Below are 17,399 nucleotides of genomic sequence, written 5' to 3' on the forward strand. Positions count from 1 at the left end.
TTTTTACGGTCAGATCATCATGAGTGAATTGAATAGTCAGTCTCTGGGTAAAGTGGGTGTGCTGTTTGGCGGACGTTCTGCCGAGCGCGACGTGTCTGTCATGTCAGGCAATGGCGTACTGGCAGCTCTGAAGAGCAAAGGGGTGGATGCGCATGCCTTTGATCCTGCCGAGCGCAGTATGGCAGAACTGGCAACTGAAAAATTTGACCGCGTTTTTATTGCCTTGCATGGACGTTATGGCGAGGACGGCAGTCTGCAGGGTGTTCTGGAGCAGCTGAATATTCCTTATACCGGCAGCGGCGTCATGGCCTCTGCGATTGCGATGGACAAGATATTCACCAAACGTATCTGGCAGACACATGGTCTGAGCACGCCGAAATACGCAGTGCTGACACCGCAGACACAATTGCGCACCGTGCCGGATGATCTGGGTCTGCCGCTGATTATCAAACCGCCACATGAAGGATCGACGATAGGCATTACTAAAGTCAGGGGATATTCCGAGATGTCGGAAGCCTATGCGCTGGCAGCGCAATTTGATGACGTGGTGCTGGCAGAAGAGTTTATCGAGGGCAGGGAGCTGACTGTTGCTGTGCTTGGCCAGGGCGAGCAGGCATATGCGTTGCCGATCATCGAAATCGTGGCGCCGGACGGCAATTACGATTATCAGAATAAATACTTTACCGATGACACCCGATACCTGTGTCCGGCACCTTTGGATCCGGCACTGACGCAGCAGATTCAGGAGATGGCGGTAGATGCCTATCGCGCTCTTGACTGCGAAGGCTGGGCGAGACTCGATGTGCTGTTGCGTAAGTCTGATAACCGGCCATTTTTGCTGGAAATTAATACCTCGCCGGGGATGACCGGTCACTCGCTGGTTCCGATGGCGGCGAAGGCAACGGGGATGAGTTATGAAGATCTGTGTATGGAAATTTTGAAAACGGCGCGTTTGAAAATCCGGACTGAAGTGAAATAAATCACGAATTAACCGGGAACTCTGGAAAAAGGATTGCAGCCATGTGGCATGACATCAGATGGATGAACATCACCGCGAATGCCCTGTTCGGCATGGTGCTGCTTGCCCTGATGGCGTCCGGAGTCTGGTGGGTGATCCAGCGGCCGATGTTTACGCTGGCTGCAATCCGGGTAGAGGCGATGAATACGGAGCCATTAAGGCACGTGGATGCGCTGACGATCCGTAATGCGGCGATTCCTAAAATCCGGGGGAATTTTTTTACCGCCAATCTGGATGCAGTCCGTGCTGCTTTTGAAAGCGTTCCGTGGGTCAGGCGGGCCAGTGTGCAGCGTGAATGGCCGAATAAGCTGACTGTCAGGCTGGAGGAACATGCCGTGTTAGGAACATGGGGTGAGGATGGCCGCCTGATTTCTGTGCGTGGCGATGTGTTTACCGCGAATCTGGCCGAGGCGGAAGAAGATGCCGAACTGATTTCATTGAGTGGCCCGGACGGCAGTGAAAAAGAAGTGCTGGCGCAGTACCAGTTATTTCAGCAATGGTTTTCCAGGATCAATCTGGCGCCGGAGGCGGTCCGGTACTCCAGTCGCTACGCATGGAGTGTCAGGCTGAACAACGGTATGCAGGTGGAGCTGGGGCGGGTGCAGGACGGTACTACTCTGGAGTCGAGGGTGAATCAGCTGATGACGGTGTATCCGCAGCTGATTGCCAGTCTGCAGGATAGTATTCAAAGTGTGGATATGCGTTATCCGAATGGTCTGGCGCTGAAATCCAGCCATGGTGCTATCGGGTTGAAAAAGCAAACAAAGGCAAGTGGGAAGACATGACAAAAGACGCAAAAAATCTGATCGTAGGTCTCGATATCGGCACATCTAAAATTGTGGCGGTCGTTGCTGAAGTCATGCCGGACGGCAGACATGAAGTGATTGGTCTGGGACAGCATGAATCCAAAGGGCTGAAAAAAGGCGTGGTGGTGAATATTGAGGCCACCGTCGAATCCATACAGCGCGCGCTCGAAGAAGCGGAGCTGATGGCCGACTGCAAAATCAGCCGGGTATATACCGGCATTGCAGGCAGCCATATCCGCAGCTTTAATTCCAGCGGCATGGTGGCGATTAAAGATAAAGAAGTCACCGCAGCGGACGTTTCGCGCGTGATAGAAACGGCGAAGGCGGTGAATATTCCGACCGATCAGCAATTGCTGCATACATTGCCGCAGGAATTCATCGTTGACAGCCAGGATGATGTGCGCGAGCCCATCGGCATGAGCGGTATTCGCCTGGAAGTCAAAGTACATATCGTGACCGGTGCGGTGTCTGCGGTGCAGAACATCGTGAAATGCGTGCGCCGCTGCGGGCTGGAAGTGTCCGACCTGATTCTGCAGCCGATGGCTTCTGCAGAGGCGGTACTGACACGGGATGAAAAAGAGCTGGGTGTCGTCTTGATTGATATCGGCGGTGGTACGACGGATGTGGCGGTATTTTCCGAAGGATCGATTCGCCATACGGCGGTGATTCCGATTGCCGGTGATCAGATCACGAATGATATTGCGATGGCCTTGCGGACACCGACATCGGAAGCAGAAGAAATCAAGGTTCGTTTCGGAGTTGCCAAGCAGGTGCTGGCAGATCCTGCCGATACGCTGGAGGTGCCCGGCCTGGGTGACCGCGGTCCGCGCTCTTTGTCGCGTCAGGCGTTAGCGGCAGTGATTGAACCGCGTGTCGAAGAATTGTTTGCGCTGGTGCATCAGGTGGTACGCGAATCCGGTTATGAGGATGTACTGTCGTCAGGCATCGTGCTGACCGGCGGTTCGGCAGCGATGCCCGGCATGGTTGAAATGGCGGAAGATATTTTTCTGAAGCCGACCAGACTCGGCATGCCCGCTTATACCGGACAGCTGGCTGATGTGGTGCGCAGCCCGCGTTATGCAACGGTTCTTGGTTTGTTGTTGGAAGCAAAGAAGCAGTATCTGCGTGGTCATCTGGTGACGCGGCAGGAAGGGTCTGCCAAAGCAGTCTGGCAGCGTATGAAAGAGTGGTTTTTGGGAAATTTTTAATTAGCTTTTTACACCATTACAGGTGTACTCATTTTATAATGGTCTGATCTACAGTTATTAGTCGCTAGTCGTCTCATCGTGTGATGATTAGCGACTGATAACTGCCTACCTGGAGGAGTCATGATGGAGTTCGATATGGTTGATAACGCCACACAAGGCACCGTAATTAAGGTTGTCGGCGTAGGTGGCGCAGGCGGTAATGCAGTTCAGCATATGATCAACAAAGGCGTGTCCGGTGTTGAATTCATTGCTGCCAATACCGATGCACAGGCATTGCTGCAATCCAAAGCGCATAACGTGATTCAGATCGGTGAAACCGGTCTGGGTGCAGGGATGAAACCGGAAGTCGGTCGCAAACTGGCAGAGGATTCCCGTTCCCGGATCGAAGACGCTTTGCGTGGCGCACACATGGTGTTTATCGCAGCTGGTATGGGCGGCGGCACCGGCACCGGTGCTGCTCCTGTAGTGGCACAGGTTGCAAAAGAACTCGGTGCGCTGACCGTTGCCGTGGTATCCAAACCCTTCTCTTACGAAGGCAAGAAGTGCATGGATATCGCCGACGAAGGTCTGGATGCGTTGACCCAGCATGTGGATTCACTCATTATTATCCTCAATGAAAAGCTGGAAGAAATTTACGAAGACGACAGCATGATCGAATGGCTGCAGCATGCCGACGATGTATTGAATAATGCGGTTGCCGGTATCGCTGAAATTATCAATGTGCCTGGCCACATCAATGTCGATTTCAATGACGTTAAAACGATCATGGGCGAACAAGGTAAAGCCATGATGGGGACGGCGACTGCTTCCGGCGTTGACCGTGCGCGTATCGCTGCAGAACAGGCAGTGGCATCGCCACTGCTGGATGGTATCGATTTGTCCGGCGCACGCGGTGTGCTGGTGAATGTAACGGCCAGCCGCAGCCTGAAAGGTAAGGAAATCAAAGAAGTGATGTCGGCTGTCCGCGCATTCGCCGCACCGGACGCTTCGATCGCCCAGGGTATTGCTTACGATGAAAACATGGGTGATGAAATCCGTGTCACCGTTGTTGCGACAGGCCTGGGCCGTGGCAAGAAAAATATCCAGCTGGTGCAAACTCCGATGCTGCGGACAGGTACCAATAATGAACCCGTCATGGCAGCGGCAGCAATGAGTTCCACCACGGTGTCAAACGGCATGGCAACTGCAGCACCGGCATTTGATGGTCTGAGCAAACCTGCTGTCTGGCGTCGTGAATCGGCTTCGGATACTGTCCGTGCGCTGGAAAAAAACGGAATGGAGACTTATGACATTCCTGCATTCCTGCGCAAACAGGCTGACTGACACACTGACAACAGCCTGCAGGCTGAATAAACAGGCAGACTGATGCTTGTTTAAACCCGTCCATCAGCAGCTTCGCTTAAAACAGCACAAGTTTTCTTGTGCTGTTTTTTTTGTGCATTCTGCAGATTTTTTTCAACTCAGGCATACTGCGCCCAGTACGCAGCTTTCACGGGAAAGCTGACGCGGTGCCAGTGGGCAATTTATTTTGAATCAATTGAAAGGAAACATGATGAGCATACAGATTGGCGAACATTTACCTGCCGGCAGCCTGGCAGAATTCATTGAAGTGGAAGGCGAAGGCTGCACTCTCGGCCCGAATACTTTTCAGGTCGCCGATCTGGTCAAGGGCAAGACGATTGCCATTTTTGGATTGCCAGGCGCTTACACGCCGACCTGCTCTGCCAAGCATGTACCGGGCTATATTCAGCACGCCGCTGCGTTGAAAGCCAAAGGTGTGGATGAAATCTGGTGTATTTCAGTAAACGATGCGTTTGTGATGGGTGCCTGGGGACGCGATCAGAAAGCTACCGGTATCGTGCGTATGATGGCTGACGGTAATGCCGCATACAGCAAGGCGCTCGGACTGGACGCCGATTTCAGCCAGTTCGGCATGGGAACACGGTCTCAGCGTTATTCTTTGCTGGTGGTCGATGGTATCGTCAAACAGGTCAATGTTGAGGCTCCTGGTAAGTTTGAAGTGTCAAACGCGGAAACATTGCTGGCTCAGTTGGGCTGATCATTTCCGATCTGCAGTAAAAGAAGCGCAGTGCCGGTTGGCCTTGCGCTTTTTTTTTGATGATTTTCGGTGCTGGCGATAGCCCGCTGAGCTTGTACGCATCTGATGTTGTCTTTTTGTCTGACCCAAGCACTGCAGTGGGCTGACTTACATCGCTTATCCGGCGAATCGCTATAATAGCGGGATGTTAAAGCAAACCACTATCCAACAAACAGTCAAAACAATCGGTGTTGGCCTGCATTCAGGCACCAAGGTTGAACTGGTCATGCGTCCGGCTCCGGTTGATACGGGCATCGTGTTTACCCGCACCGATCTTGTTCCTCCGCTGGTGTTTCCCGCCAGTGCAACCGGGGTCGGCGATACCCGCATGGCATCCACGCTGTCAAACAATGGTGAACGGGTTTCCACGGTTGAACATCTGTTATCTGCCTGCGCTGGTCTTGGAATCGATAATCTCTATATCGATGTCAGCGCTGAGGAAATTCCAATCATGGATGGTTCTGCCTCGTCTTTTGTCTATCTGTTGCAGCAGGCCGGGATGCAGGAGCAGGACGCCGCCAAGAAATTTATCCGCGTATTAAAACCGGTGGAGATTCGTGAAGGCAAAGGGGCTGCAGAGAAATGGGCTCGCCTGGAGCCGTATAACGGATTCAAACTGCATTTTTTTATTGAATTTAATCATCCTGCGGTCGATGGCACTGTGCAGACAGCAGAGGTCGATTTTGAAAAAGTGTCGTTTGTTAAGGACGTGGCAAGAGCGCGCACTTTCGGTTTCATGCAGGATGTGGAAATGCTGCGTGGCATTGGCCTTGCCCGCGGTGGCTCCATGGAAAATGCCATCGTGATGGACGAATACCGGATACTGAATTCAGATGGCCTGCGTTTTGATGATGAGTTTGTGCGTCATAAAATACTCGACGCCATCGGCGATCTCTACCTGATCGGGCATCCATTGCTGGCCAGTTATACGGCACATAAATCCGGGCATGGATTGAATAATCAGCTGTTGCGGGTATTGTTATCCCAGCCGGATGCTTATGAAATCGTCACGTTTGACGATGTGCGACAGGCGCCGGTCAGTTACGCAGGGCAGGCTGACAGGGAATGGGCATTTGCCTGAGATGACGGTGTGTCGGCTGCGGATAGTTTTTATCCTGTTAGCCGATCTCTACCTGCACTGCCTTATTCGATTTTGCAATAGCAATACAAAAATTGCTGGGTCGTACCAAACGGTGTTTCATGCAGATCGATGGTGCTGTCCACCCGTCTGAAGCGGGTTCCGAATTGCTCATGCAGTGCGTCTGCATTGTAGCGCACCACCTCCAGCCCGCTGCATTTTTCCGGTCCTTGCGGGCCAAATGTCGCCACAATGATATGGCCACCGGGCTTCATCGCCTGGCTGACTTGCCGGACGTACGCCTGCCTTTGTTCCGGACTGGTCAGAAAATGGAATACCGCACGGTCATGCCAGACATCAAAATATTGCACGGGAAGCGCTACCTGCGTGATGTCGCCTGTAATCCATTGCACATCGCTGGCTTTGGCACCCAGCCTTCGGCGGGTGCCGTCAATCGCTGCCTGCGAAATATCCAGCACGCTGACGTGCGCATAACCGCGCTCCAGTAAATCATCGACCAGCGTGGATTCGCCTCCGCCAACATCAATGATGCGATCTGACTTGCCGGCGATACGTTCTATGAAAGACAGTGACTGATACAGATGCGGGGCATACCAGCTGACGGCATCCGGTGCCTTGGTCTGGTAAACCTGTTCCCAATGTTGACGTTTACTCATCAATAATCCTGTATATCAATGTGCCGGCGCGGAAAGAATGGAGAAATTTAGTTGGCAGCAGGGAAAGAACCATAAAAAATGCCTCCGGTCAGGAGGCATTGTAGAACAGAATGGGAAGACCTGAGCCCGTCGATTACTGATTGACCGCCAGTTTTGCGGCAGGCTTAACGACAAGATTAAATCGTTGGCGGATAGAGGTTTCAATGCCGGGAGCATCGAGCCCGCATTGTTTCAGCAATAGACCGGGATCGCCGTGGTCAATAAATTTATCCGGCAGGCCGAGCAGCAGCAGCGGCTTACTGATGCATGCCGCGGCCATGGCTTCCGCAACGGCGGAGCCGGCGCCTCCCATCACACAACCTTCTTCGACGGTCACCAGCATGTCGTGGCTGGCTGCCAGCTGCTCTACCATCTCCTGATCAAGCGGTTTGATAAAGCGCATATTCACGACGGTCGCATCCAGGGCTTCCGCTGCTTTCAATGCAGGCTGCAGCATGGAGCCGAAAGCCATGATGGCAATGTTGCTGCCCTGACGCCGGAGTTCAGCCTTACCGAGCGGAATACTGCTCAATGCCGTGTCCGGCGTGACACCAATACCCGTACCGCGCGGATAACGTATCGCCGCCGGGCCGGGATGGTGATAGCCGGTGGTCAGCATCTGGCGGCATTCATTTTCATCCGAGGCGGCCATGACAACCATATTCGGGATGCAGCGCAGATAAGCCAGGTCGTAATTGCCGGCATGGGTCGCACCATCGGCACCGACCAGACCAGCGCGGTCCAGCGCAAAGGTCACGTCCAGATTTTGCAGAGCGACATCATGAATCAGCTGATCGTAAGCGCGCTGCAGGAAGGTGGAGTAAATCGCCACCACGGGTTTCAGACCTTCGCAGGCGAGGCCGGCCGCAAAGGTGACGGAATGTTGTTCCGCGATGCCTACGTCGTAATAACGCTGGGGAAATTGCTTTTCAAACTCGACCATACCAGAGCCCTCGCGCATGGCAGGTGTAATACCGATCAGTTTCTGGTCGGCGGCGGCCATATCGCACAGCCATTGCCCGAAAACCTGGGTATAAGTCTGCTTCGTGGATGCGCTGGGCTTGATGCCTTCCGCCGGATTGAATTTTCCGGGACCGTGATACAGCACAGGGTCGGCTTCCGCCAGTTTATATCCCTGACCCTTTTTGGTGACCACGTGCAGGAACTGCGGCCCTTTGAGCTGCTTGATATTTTGCAGTGTCGGGATCAGGGAGTCGAGATCGTGGCCATCAATCGGGCCGATGTAATTGAAACCGAATTCTTCAAACATGGTCGCCGGCACCAGCATACCTTTGGCATGTTCTTCAAAGCGCTTGGCGAGTTCGAGTACAGGCGACGGCAAGACGGATTTGCCGACATTGCGGGCCGCCGCATAAAACTTGCCGGACATCAGTCGTGCCAGATAGCGGTTCAGTGCGCCGACTGGCGGGGAAATCGACATGTCATTATCGTTCAGCACCACCAGCAGGTTGATATCGTCGTAGACGCCTGCATTGTTCAGGGCTTCAAATGCCATACCCGCCGTCATCGAGCCGTCGCCGATGATGGCGACCGCGTGCCGGTCCTTGCCTTGCGTGCGTGCGGCCAGCGCCATACCGAGCGCTGCCGAAATCGAGGTCGATGAATGCGCGGTGCCGAAAGTATCGTATTCGCTCTCGTCCCGGCGCGGAAATCCGGAAATGCCTTCCCATTGACGCAGCGTATGCATCTGGTCACGCCGGCCAGTCAGGATTTTGTGCGGATACGTCTGATGGCCGACATCCCAGACCAGACGGTCTTCCGGGGTATTAAACACGTAATGTAAAGCCAGCGTCAGCTCAACTGTGCCGAGATTGGACGACAGATGCCCGCCTGTTTTGGAGACGGAATCCAGCACGTACTGGCGCAATTCATCGGCCAATGGCTTGAGCTGATGACGTGACATGAGCCGTAAATCGGTCGGGGAATTGATTTTTTGAAGTAGATTCGTCATAGAAATAGCCAGTTATGCTTGTCGCTGCACGATCAGATCGGCCAGATCATGCAGGAATTGTGCGTTTGTGCCGAACAACTGCAAAGCTTCGTGGGCTTTCTGGCAGAGTTGAATGGCTAATTGCCGGGACGCCTCCAGCCCGAGCAGGCTGACATAAGTAGGTTTATTGTCTGCGGCATCTTTTCCTGCTGTTTTGCCCAGTGTGGCAGAATCTGCGGTGGCATCCAGCACATCGTCCACCACCTGGAACGCCAGCCCGATGGCCGCGGCATAAGTATCCAGCGCGGCGGTTTCCTCAGTGTTCAGTAATTTACCGCTCATGGCGCCGAGCAATACCGACGCGCGCAATAAGGCACCGGTTTTGAGGCGATGCATCTGCTCCAGCTGTTCCCTGCTCAGCGCCATTCCGACACTGGCCAGGTCAATCGCCTGCCCGCCGCACATGCCCACGGAACCTGCTGCATGCGCTAATACCCGAACCATTGCCAGTTTGGCAGCCGGGTCGCCGTCACCTTCCGACAGCACGAGAAAGGCCTGCGCCTGCAAGGCATCTCCCACCAGCAAGGCGGTGGCTTCATCGTATTTCACGTGAACGGTTGGTTTGCCGCGCCGCAAAGCATCATCATCCATGCAGGGCATGTCATCATGTACCAGTGAATAAGCATGGATCATTTCGGTAGCGGCGGCAGCGCGCCGCAACAGATCTTCAGATGCCTGAAACAGCCTGCCTGCCGCAAATACCAGCAGCGGCCGGATGCGCTTGCCGCCATCCAGCGCCGCATAGCGCATGGCATCGTGCAAATGGGCGGGAACGGTGGATGGCGCAGGAATGAATTCCGACAGGTCGGCTTCGCAACGCTCCTGGGTCTGCTTCATCCAGCTGCGGAATGTATCGTTCATGCAGCGTCCCCATCATCAATCTGGAACGATTTCAACATTCCTGCGTCCAGAATTTTCACCTGCTGCTCAACCTGTTCGAGTTGCGCAGCACAGAACCGGATTAATTCTGAACCGCGCTGATATGCCGTCACAGAAGCTTCGATCGGCAGATCGCCGGCTTCCATTCTTGTTACCAGTTCACTTAACTCTTTCATCGCCGCCTCGAAGGAAGCAGGGGGAGGGGTGACCTCTGACAGGGGAGTGTCAGCGTGTTTTTTAGGCATACCAGTTATTGTCCATCGTTGTTCAAACGTTGCGTAGAAACACGCAAAATGCGTCTAGCCCGCTATTTTAGAGTAATCCGGAAACCTTGAGCGGAAATTGGCGGATATGGAAAGTTGATTCTGTTACAAATGGAAATTATTGTTTCAATCAGGAAAATGTTTCTTAAGGACGGAGCATTTTATACTTAAAGAATAGGACAAATTGTGTTCTGAACATTTCCATGTGGAAATTCTTTGTATATAGTGCAGACAAGTCTACTTTATCAGTTTAGGTGAGGCTCTGTAAGAAGGCTCCGATCCTGCCGGTTACGCGCAGAGGCGCACAGGAAATTGATCTGTTAGTGGTTAGTGATTTGATTTCCAAGAATGCAACATTGTAACCATTTTTCTGAAACTTTTAGTTCATCATCATGATCAGCTCTAAAAAGCAACAAACCTCATCTGCAGCGGCTTCTGCTGCCAATGGTGAGTTGCTGTCCGGGCTGATCCCCGTGGCCGTCCAGCCGGTATTGGCGCAGCTGGATGCATTTTCTGGCAGATTATCAAATGCAATGCTGGCTGTGTCTGAACACAGTATGGATTCGCGTGAAGCCATGTTGTGCTTTCATGCCGGACAATTGCTGAAAAAGCATGCTTACGCTTTTTATCATATCGCGACAAAAGAAATAGAGACCGTTTTTCGTCACGAAATGCGGAATTTATTGCAGACTGGGGAACTGACGCGTACCCGTGACGAAAGTGACGATCAGGATCTGAGTCTGGTCAGTTATGAGGAAATGGACAAGAAGCTGGCGCTCAGCCGCATCAGCCGCGCCATCGAGCTCGAAAATGCAGAACAATATGCTGCGCTGAATATGCGTTTATCCCACGTGCTGGGCAGAGACACGCTCAGCATTACTCAAAATCCGTTCCGCCCTGACAACGTATTGCAGGCTTTGTACAATTCCTGGTGTCAGTTTGATCCGGAAGAAAATACGCATGAGCTGATTCTGCCTTTACTGAGTGCCGATATCCTGTTTGATCTTGCCCCGGTTTTGTATGAACTGAACTCGGTTCTGGCTGGCAAGGGCATATTGCCCGATTTGCAGGAGTCTTACCGGATCAGGCAGGCCTCCGCCAAAAAAGCGCATCCGGCGCCGTCGCCTGAACGGGAAAAACGTCAGCCGGACAGCAAGGGCGATGGTTTTGGTTTACAGCAAAAGCTGAATCGTTATTTTTCCGCAGGGCAGCCCCCTGCTCCGCAGGCAGTTTATGCAGCAACCGGCCAGGAGGCACAGGCCAGTCCGCAGCCGTTCGCACAGGCCATGCAAACTGCAGGTTATCCGTCATCTGCAGCGCCGGCATATCCCGCGCAATCGCCGTTTTTTCAGCATCTGGCAGGTTTGCAGCACAGTCTGAAGCTGAATCAGCTGATGGCCGAAGCGAAAGATATCCTGCGGCTGTCGCAAATCCGCGAGCATTTTCCGGAGATGGCCAGCAGCGGTGTGGAAAAACATACCTTCGATCTGCTGGCGCAGGTCTTTGATAATGTCTTTCGGAATAACGCAATTCCGCAACCGGTCAAGGAATTGATTTCAGTGCTGCAGGTGCCGGTATTAAAAGTCGCGCTGATCGATCAGGACTTCTTTTTCAAGGAACAACATCCTGCGCGCCGGTTAATTGATTTGCTGTCGCGTTACAGCCCGGCACTGGATCAGGATAAGGCGCAGGATGATCCGCTGTTCCAGGCGATGCAGAAGAATGTGCAGCGGGTTTCCAAAGAATTTAATCAGGAAATCGCCTTATTTGATGAGGTGGTGACGGATCTCGAAAGCTTTATTGCAAAAGAAGAGACCGCAGATGCAGAGGCTTTGCAGACGCCGATCCAGCAAGCCTTGCGTAACGAAAAAATCAAACAGGCCAATATTGCAGCAAACCATGAGGTGGCATTACGCATTGGTACTGGAGAGGTGGTTGCTTTTGTTGAGGCATTTCTGGAAAACCGCTGGATCAAGGTACTGACGCTGGCATACAGCATACAGGAAGAGAAACCGCATGCTGCCGAGGATGCGCTGCGCACCATGGATGACCTGATCTGGAGCGTCAAGCCGAAAATCACCCTGCAGGAAAGACAGGCGCTACTGAATCGTTTGCCTGCGATTCTGGCGCGGCTGAATAAATGGCTGAGCCTGATTAAGTGGCAGGATGAAGACCGTGTGCGCTTTTTTGCCGAGCTGGCGGAGTGTCATGCGTCCATTGTCCGCGCTCCGCTGGAATTATCCCCTGATAAACAGCTGGAGCTGGCGGTGGAAGCGGCGCAGCAGGCTGCCGAACGGCGGCTGGAAAAACGTGCGGAAGCAGAGAAAAAAGCAGCACATCAAGTCAGTGAAGACAATGACGAGTCGAGCAGACAGGTTCATCAGCTCGAACGCGGTATCTGGATTAATTACATGCCAGTGGCAGGGCAAGAGTTAATCCGGGTGCGGCTGGCGTGGGTCAGCCCGATGCGCAGCCTGTATATTTTCACTTCCAGCCAGAAAGAGAAAAGTTTTTCTATCCCTGTTAAAGCACTGGAGCAGGCTTTCCGTGAGCAGCGGGCACAGGTGCTGAATCTGGATAAAGTGATGAATCAGGCTCTGCTGGAAGCGCTTGAAACCATGCCAGAGGCCGTGCCGGATGCGGCTGAGCCAGTCACAGACGAGCAGGTTGCCAGCGCAGCCTGACCTGCCCGGTTATTGCGAATTTCCTTCATACGCCGCCAGACGGCGCTGCTCCTGCGGACTGAAATACCGGTCCCGTATTTGTTGCAGACCGGACAGTTGTGCCGAATCTGCCGTGTTTCCGGCATGGCTGAGCAATAGCTGACGCTGCTCAAGATACATGCGGATCCGGTCTTTCCATTCAGCCTGTTCCCTATCGACTGCCGCCAGACGTTCCGCTGCCTCAGGTGACGTATTTTGCGCACGCCAGCGATAGATATCGTCTTCACTGGCTCCCTGACTGCGCATTTGCTGCACCTGCTCTTCCAGGCGGATAACCTGATAAGGCGCTTGTCTGGATGCCCGCATTTCGGGATTCATCGCATCGTCCAGCGCCTGCAGACGTGCTTTTTTCTGTTCAGGACTTAATGTGGCATCCTGGCTGATTTCCAGCCTTGCCAGCGCATCCTGATCGTACGCGTCATCAAAACTGAATAAGGCCTGATTTTCCGCCGAGCTGAAATATTCCAATCGCAAAGCCTGCATTTTTTGCCAGCGCTGGCGGATGGCGGCCAGCTGATTGCCTGCCTTAAGGGTGTCGCCAGAACCATGCAGCTCAAAGTCAGCCAGCGCCTGTTTATAGGCAAGGTAATGATCGAGCAAGTGCATGGCTTGCCCTGCTGCATGCGCGGACAATTTCTGCCGCAGCACCTGCTCAATCTGCTTCCGGATCTCGGGTAATTCTTTTTCGCCGATCGCAGACAGATAGTAATCAAACAGCAGCCGTAAATCCTGTGTAATAACCAGATCGCCCTGATCAGTCTGCGTGGCGCCGCCGTCCGTGCTGCTGCCGGTCATGGACCGGACAAAAGAAAAAGAAGTGTCTCCGGCAGTGAGCCTGACCGGAGTGTGGGTGTCCTGCAATGGCAGGCTGTTTGTTAAGAAAAAAGCGCAGATAAAACCTGAGAGCACGCATGCAACAGCCACATTTTTCTTTTTCATCTGACCGGTCTCCGACTTTGACAGACAAGTTATGCTGAGAATGAAATCATGCGGTTTCAGAGACCGCTGTTTTTCAGGCGGTTTGCATGTTGCCTGAAAATGGTCACCGGATTGGTTTCAAAAATATTGACCAGCCCGATGGTCTGATTGACTTCATCCAGATGATTCATGGCGTAGTCATCACGAATCACCTGGCCCAGATGCGTTGAGCAACTCGATACCAGTCCGTCATTTTTCTGCCCGCCAAATGCCAGAGACGTCAGCGCGAGTGCCGGATCGGCAATGTCGAACAGATTGGTATAGGCCTGTGCACCGCTCCACGAGTAATAGGCCACGCCATTCACCTGATATGCACCTTCGCCGCAGGCAGTGGTTGGAATACCTTCGGGATGGGCGCTGTTGAATTTGAGCGAGCCGGCGGTGCTCAGCGAGTTAGCTGCGGCCAGCGCATCCTGCGACAGACCGGGCTGCCCGGACAGAAAGCTGATCAGTTGTGCCAGACCATTGCTGACTGCAACCAGTATGCTGTTCGACAAAGATCCTGGCGGCGCAATGCCCAACAAAACATCGGCCACGCTGGAGCCGCGGTTCACGCCACCGACGGAAGTGACAGAGGCAACCAGATCAGGCCGGACCGAGGCGACATACCGCGCCGTCGGACCACCGTGGCTGTGGCCGATCAGATTGACTTTGGTCGCGCCGGTGACCGCGAGTATCTGCTGAATCTGCGTCAGCAGCTGTTCGCCGCGCACTTCGGTGCTGTTGGCGGCGGCAACCTGTGTCACATACACGCTGGCACCATCAGCACGCAAGGCAGAAGGAATGCCGTACCAGTATTCAACCGGTCCGATATTGTCAAAGCCGAATAAGCCATGTACCAGCACAATCGGATAGCGGGTCTGTGTATAGCCGACGGCGGATGCCGTGCCGGTGCAGATAAAGCAGGTGAGCCATATCGCCAGGAGTTGCCTGAGCAATTGCCTGATTCTGGTTTGGTTCATTGTGATTCCTTATGAAAGAAGTTAAGTCAAATGAAGCAGAGATCAATCAGAAATGCGTCAAGGAGGATGTCGATGAGGGCGCCGGCAACCTGTCAACTTGTGGTTCGTCAGATGCGCTGGCCAGATGCAGGCTAGTGATTGTCATCCACAGTGGCAAGCTGCTGTGCAACATAAAAAAGCACGGATCTGAGACCGTGATGAGCGGAAATTTCTGGTTCAAAAACAGAAATTTTCCATCTGTCAGAGGAGAGATGGCGATTTTCCAAAAAGAAGCTGAAAACAGAATAAATCAGATAAATGAATTAGATGATTTTTACTAAAATGCAGAACTGTTGTTTGTGCGTGTCTGGTGCAAGATGCTAAAAATCGCCTAAGGAATTGATTTTTCTCAGTAATTATCCTTTTTTAAGGCGAAATTTGAGGGAGTCGGGTATAATTCGCGGTTCTGTCCAAAATTTCCTCTTCAAGGCGTTTGATCGTTTGAATTTCCGGCCACCGGGTTTTACTGGCTGGAAACAGGTTTTTGTGGATTCTTTCTCTCTTAGGTTGGTGCAAATTAATTTGGGGGTGGAGATGTCCGATCTGGCTTCTTTGTCTACACTGGCGCGTTCTGACGCGCAACTTCCGGTTCAGGTTTATTTTGATGAAGCGTTATTAGAACGCGAAATAAAAGACCTGTTCCAGGCTGGCCCTCGCTATGTGGGTCATGAACTGATGGTGCCGAATGTGGGGGATTTCGCCACACTGGCTTCCGAAAATGAAGGCCGCATGCTGGTTCGCAGCGCTCAGGGAATTGAGCTGATGTCGAACGTCTGTCGCCATCGTCAGGCTTTAATGTTTAATGGCCGCGGCAATGCGAATAACATCGTATGCCCGCTGCATCGCTGGACGTATGATCTGAAAGGCGAACTGATCGGCGCACCGCACTTTGCCGATACGCCTTGCATGAATCTGAAGCGCACGCCGTTGCAAAACTGGAATGGCCTGCTATTCGAGCAGAATGGTTACAACGTCATGGAGCGCATGTCGCAACTGACCGTGACCCGCGATCTCGACTTTACGGGATACATGCTCGATCACGTTGAAGTGCATGACTGCGATTACAACTGGAAAACCTTTATTGAGGTTTATCTGGAGGATTATCACGTCGAGCCTTTCCATCCGGGTCTGGGCAGCTTCGTCACATGCGACGATCTGCGCTGGGAATTCGGCGAGGATTACAGCGTCCAGACCGTCGGCGTCAATCACGGTTTGCTGAAGTCCGGTTCGGAAAAATACCGACACTGGCAGGAACAGGTGTTGAAATTCCGCAATGGCGAACCGCCTAAATACGGCGCGATCTGGCTGACCTTGTATCCGAATATCATGGTGGAGTGGTATCCGCATGTGCTGGTGGTATCGACCTTATGGCCGACTGAAACTGGCAAGACCCGCAATGTGGTCGAATTTTATTATCCGGAAGAAATCGTGCTGTTTGAACGTGAATTCATCGAGGCCGAGCGCGCTGCCTACATGGAAACCTGCATTGAGGATGATGAGATTGGCATGCGTATGGATGCTGGCCGCAAAATCCTGCTGGACCGTGGCGAGAATGAAGTGGGCCCGTATCAGTCGCCGATGGAAGATGGCATGCAGCATTTTCATGAATGGTACCGGCGCAGAATGGTATTCTGATCCGGTCTGTTCAGATCACGCAGGGGAGGCAGATGGCCTCCCTTCTTTTTGGAATTTTGGATTGGAAGTGCTGATGCAGTCTTTGTGGATGCTGGTTGCGAGTTTTCTGTTTTCGATCATGGGTGTCTGCGTCAAGCTGGCATCGGTTGATTATTCAACTTCCGAAATCGTCGCCTACCGTGGCGTGATCGGTATGCTGATGATACTGGTGCTCATAAGGTGGCAAGGTGGCAGTCTGAAAACCGGAATGGCAGGCCATCACCTGTGGCGCGGCAGTGTCGGTGTCAGTGCCTTATGGCTGTGGTTTTATGCGATTGGGCAATTGCCGCTGGCAATGGCGGTGACGCTGAACTATATGTCGCCGATCTGGATCGCCGCTATTTTGCTGGTGAGCGCCTGGTGGCGCAGGCAGCGCAGTATGGACTGGCGCCTGATGGCCGCGATTATCATGGGGTTTGGCGGTGTGGTCTTGTTGCTGCGGCCGAGTATACATGCTGATCAGTGGATCGGCGGGGTGGTTGCTTTGGTGTCCGGCATGCTGGCAGCGCTGGCTTATTTGCAGGTACGGCAGATGGGATTGATGGGAGAGCCGGAATACCGCGTGGTGTTTTATTTCTCCATGAGTTGTGCGGTCGCCGGCGTGATCGGAACGAAGCTGTTTCCTGCCACGCTGGCGGGTCAGCCTGCCTGGCATCCGGTGAATCTGCATGGCGCGCTGCTGTTGCTGACGATCGGGTTGACGGCAGCCAGTGCGCAGATGGCAATGACACGCGCCTACCGGCTGGGAAACACCTTGCTGACGGCGAACCTGCAATATGCGGGGATTGTATTTTCCAGTTTCTGGGATATTTTCTTATGGGACGAACATCTTGCCTGGCTGAGCTGGTGCGGGATCGCCATCATTATATTGAGCGGACTGATTGCCAGCTTTTATAATGCCAGAAGCCAGCAACAACCCGTTTCTGATCCGATCGCTTCCGAATAA

16 protein-coding genes are annotated in these 17,399 nt (G+C 53.1%); 10 read left to right on the top strand and 6 right to left on the bottom strand.

Features of this window, described 5'->3' with window-relative positions; all coding sequences use genetic code 11:
- Positions 1-19: 19 nt before the first annotated feature.
- From H8K27_RS03470 to lpxC, 6 genes are all read left to right on the top strand, one after another.
- Positions 20-979 (top strand): D-alanine--D-alanine ligase, encoded by a 960-nt coding sequence (locus H8K27_RS03470; RefSeq protein ID WP_186861790.1) that lies wholly within the window; start codon positions 20-22, stop codon positions 977-979.
- 41 nt (positions 980-1,020) lie between these two features.
- Entirely contained in the window at positions 1,021-1,803 is a 783-nt protein-coding gene (locus H8K27_RS03475; protein ID WP_186861791.1) for a cell division protein FtsQ/DivIB, read from the top strand.
- Positions 1,800-3,032, top strand: a complete 1,233-nt coding sequence (ftsA, locus tag H8K27_RS03480; protein ID WP_176804120.1) for a cell division protein FtsA — start codon at positions 1,800-1,802, stop codon at positions 3,030-3,032. The genes H8K27_RS03475 and ftsA overlap by 4 nt, the downstream gene beginning before the upstream one ends.
- A 123-nt stretch (positions 3,033-3,155) precedes the next feature.
- Entirely contained in the window at positions 3,156-4,355 is a 1,200-nt protein-coding gene (ftsZ, locus tag H8K27_RS03485) for a cell division protein FtsZ (RefSeq protein WP_186862013.1), read from the top strand.
- 229 nt (positions 4,356-4,584) lie between these two features.
- On the top strand, positions 4,585-5,091 hold the full coding sequence (locus H8K27_RS03490) for a peroxiredoxin (protein ID WP_186862014.1): 507 nt from the start codon (positions 4,585-4,587) through the stop codon (positions 5,089-5,091).
- 184 nt (positions 5,092-5,275) lie between these two features.
- Positions 5,276-6,211, top strand: coding sequence for a UDP-3-O-acyl-N-acetylglucosamine deacetylase (gene lpxC, locus H8K27_RS03495; protein WP_186861792.1), 936 nt, complete (start codon positions 5,276-5,278; stop codon positions 6,209-6,211).
- A 62-nt stretch (positions 6,212-6,273) separates the two neighbouring features.
- On the opposite strand, the gene H8K27_RS03500 is transcribed toward lpxC, so the two are convergent.
- The 4 genes from H8K27_RS03500 to H8K27_RS03515 all read right to left on the bottom strand — a co-directional run bounded on the left by H8K27_RS03500 (position 6,274) and on the right by H8K27_RS03515 (position 10,059).
- Positions 6,274-6,885 carry a class I SAM-dependent methyltransferase gene (locus tag H8K27_RS03500; protein WP_186861793.1) on the bottom strand — a complete coding sequence of 204 codons (612 nt, stop codon included), beginning with the start codon at positions 6,883-6,885 and terminating at the stop codon, positions 6,274-6,276.
- 133 nt (positions 6,886-7,018) lie between these two features.
- The gene (dxs, locus tag H8K27_RS03505; RefSeq protein ID WP_186861794.1) at positions 7,019-8,896 is read right to left on the bottom strand and encodes a 1-deoxy-D-xylulose-5-phosphate synthase; all 1,878 of its coding nucleotides are present in this window, start codon (positions 8,894-8,896) and stop codon (positions 7,019-7,021) included.
- Positions 8,897-8,908: 12 nt separating this feature from the next.
- Entirely contained in the window at positions 8,909-9,796 is an 888-nt protein-coding gene (locus H8K27_RS03510; protein WP_186861795.1) for a polyprenyl synthetase family protein, read from the bottom strand.
- Entirely contained in the window at positions 9,793-10,059 is a 267-nt protein-coding gene (locus tag H8K27_RS03515) for an exodeoxyribonuclease VII small subunit (protein WP_186861796.1), read from the bottom strand. The genes H8K27_RS03510 and H8K27_RS03515 overlap by 4 nt, the downstream gene beginning before the upstream one ends.
- 410 nt (positions 10,060-10,469) lie before the next feature.
- Between H8K27_RS03515 and H8K27_RS03520 the strand changes: the two genes are divergently transcribed.
- Positions 10,470-12,761, top strand: coding sequence for a DUF1631 family protein (locus H8K27_RS03520; protein WP_186861797.1), 2,292 nt, complete (start codon positions 10,470-10,472; stop codon positions 12,759-12,761).
- A gap of 9 nt (positions 12,762-12,770) precedes the next feature.
- On the opposite strand, the gene H8K27_RS03525 is transcribed toward H8K27_RS03520, so the two are convergent.
- Complete coding sequence (locus H8K27_RS03525; RefSeq protein WP_186861798.1) at positions 12,771-13,739, bottom strand: lipase secretion chaperone; 969 nt, start codon at positions 13,737-13,739, stop codon at positions 12,771-12,773.
- Between the two features lie 56 nt (positions 13,740-13,795).
- Positions 13,796-14,740 (bottom strand): lipase family alpha/beta hydrolase, encoded by a 945-nt coding sequence (locus tag H8K27_RS03530; protein ID WP_186861799.1) that lies wholly within the window; start codon positions 14,738-14,740, stop codon positions 13,796-13,798.
- Positions 14,741-14,751: 11 nt separating this feature from the next.
- Here H8K27_RS03530 and H8K27_RS03535 point away from each other — a divergent pair, with 11 nt between their 5' ends.
- The 3 genes from H8K27_RS03535 (at position 14,752) to H8K27_RS03545 (ending at position 17,399) form a co-directional block, all read left to right on the top strand.
- Positions 14,752-15,060: a hypothetical protein gene (locus H8K27_RS03535; protein ID WP_186861800.1), complete on the top strand. Its 309-nt coding sequence runs from the start codon at positions 14,752-14,754 to the stop codon at positions 15,058-15,060.
- Between the two features lie 253 nt (positions 15,061-15,313).
- Positions 15,314-16,414: an aromatic ring-hydroxylating oxygenase subunit alpha gene (locus H8K27_RS03540; protein ID WP_186861801.1), complete on the top strand. Its 1,101-nt coding sequence runs from the start codon at positions 15,314-15,316 to the stop codon at positions 16,412-16,414.
- Between the two features lie 73 nt (positions 16,415-16,487).
- Positions 16,488-17,399 (top strand): DMT family transporter, encoded by a 912-nt coding sequence (locus tag H8K27_RS03545; RefSeq protein WP_186861802.1) that lies wholly within the window; start codon positions 16,488-16,490, stop codon positions 17,397-17,399.

The organism is Cognatundibacterium griseum (assembly GCF_014284195.1).
GTDB lineage: Bacteria > Pseudomonadota > Gammaproteobacteria > Burkholderiales > Burkholderiaceae_D > Undibacterium > Undibacterium griseum.

What these genes read in the sequence shown, in the direction of transcription:
- ftsZ (WP_186862013.1), top strand. Translation starts at nt 3,156, where the DNA reads ATGGAGTTCGATATGGTTGATAACGCCACACAAGGCACCGTAATTAAG.
- H8K27_RS03535 (WP_186861800.1), top strand. Translation starts at nt 14,752, where the DNA reads ATGAAAGAAGTTAAGTCAAATGAAGCAGAGATCAATCAGAAATGCGTC.
- H8K27_RS03510 (WP_186861795.1), bottom strand. Translation starts at nt 9,796, where the DNA reads ATGAACGATACATTCCGCAGCTGGATGAAGCAGACCCAGGAGCGTTGC.
- H8K27_RS03525 (WP_186861798.1), bottom strand. Translation starts at nt 13,739, where the DNA reads ATGAAAAAGAAAAATGTGGCTGTTGCATGCGTGCTCTCAGGTTTTATC.
- ftsA (WP_176804120.1), top strand. Translation starts at nt 1,800, where the DNA reads ATGACAAAAGACGCAAAAAATCTGATCGTAGGTCTCGATATCGGCACA.
- H8K27_RS03475 (WP_186861791.1), top strand. Translation starts at nt 1,021, where the DNA reads ATGTGGCATGACATCAGATGGATGAACATCACCGCGAATGCCCTGTTC.
- H8K27_RS03545 (WP_186861802.1), top strand. Translation starts at nt 16,488, where the DNA reads ATGCAGTCTTTGTGGATGCTGGTTGCGAGTTTTCTGTTTTCGATCATG.
- lpxC (WP_186861792.1), top strand. Translation starts at nt 5,276, where the DNA reads ATGTTAAAGCAAACCACTATCCAACAAACAGTCAAAACAATCGGTGTT.
- H8K27_RS03490 (WP_186862014.1), top strand. Translation starts at nt 4,585, where the DNA reads ATGAGCATACAGATTGGCGAACATTTACCTGCCGGCAGCCTGGCAGAA.
- H8K27_RS03515 (WP_186861796.1), bottom strand. Translation starts at nt 10,059, where the DNA reads ATGCCTAAAAAACACGCTGACACTCCCCTGTCAGAGGTCACCCCTCCC.
- H8K27_RS03530 (WP_186861799.1), bottom strand. Translation starts at nt 14,740, where the DNA reads ATGAACCAAACCAGAATCAGGCAATTGCTCAGGCAACTCCTGGCGATA.
- H8K27_RS03500 (WP_186861793.1), bottom strand. Translation starts at nt 6,885, where the DNA reads ATGAGTAAACGTCAACATTGGGAACAGGTTTACCAGACCAAGGCACCG.
- H8K27_RS03520 (WP_186861797.1), top strand. Translation starts at nt 10,470, where the DNA reads ATGATCAGCTCTAAAAAGCAACAAACCTCATCTGCAGCGGCTTCTGCT.
- H8K27_RS03540 (WP_186861801.1), top strand. Translation starts at nt 15,314, where the DNA reads ATGTCCGATCTGGCTTCTTTGTCTACACTGGCGCGTTCTGACGCGCAA.
- dxs (WP_186861794.1), bottom strand. Translation starts at nt 8,896, where the DNA reads ATGACGAATCTACTTCAAAAAATCAATTCCCCGACCGATTTACGGCTC.
- H8K27_RS03470 (WP_186861790.1), top strand. Translation starts at nt 20, where the DNA reads ATGAGTGAATTGAATAGTCAGTCTCTGGGTAAAGTGGGTGTGCTGTTT.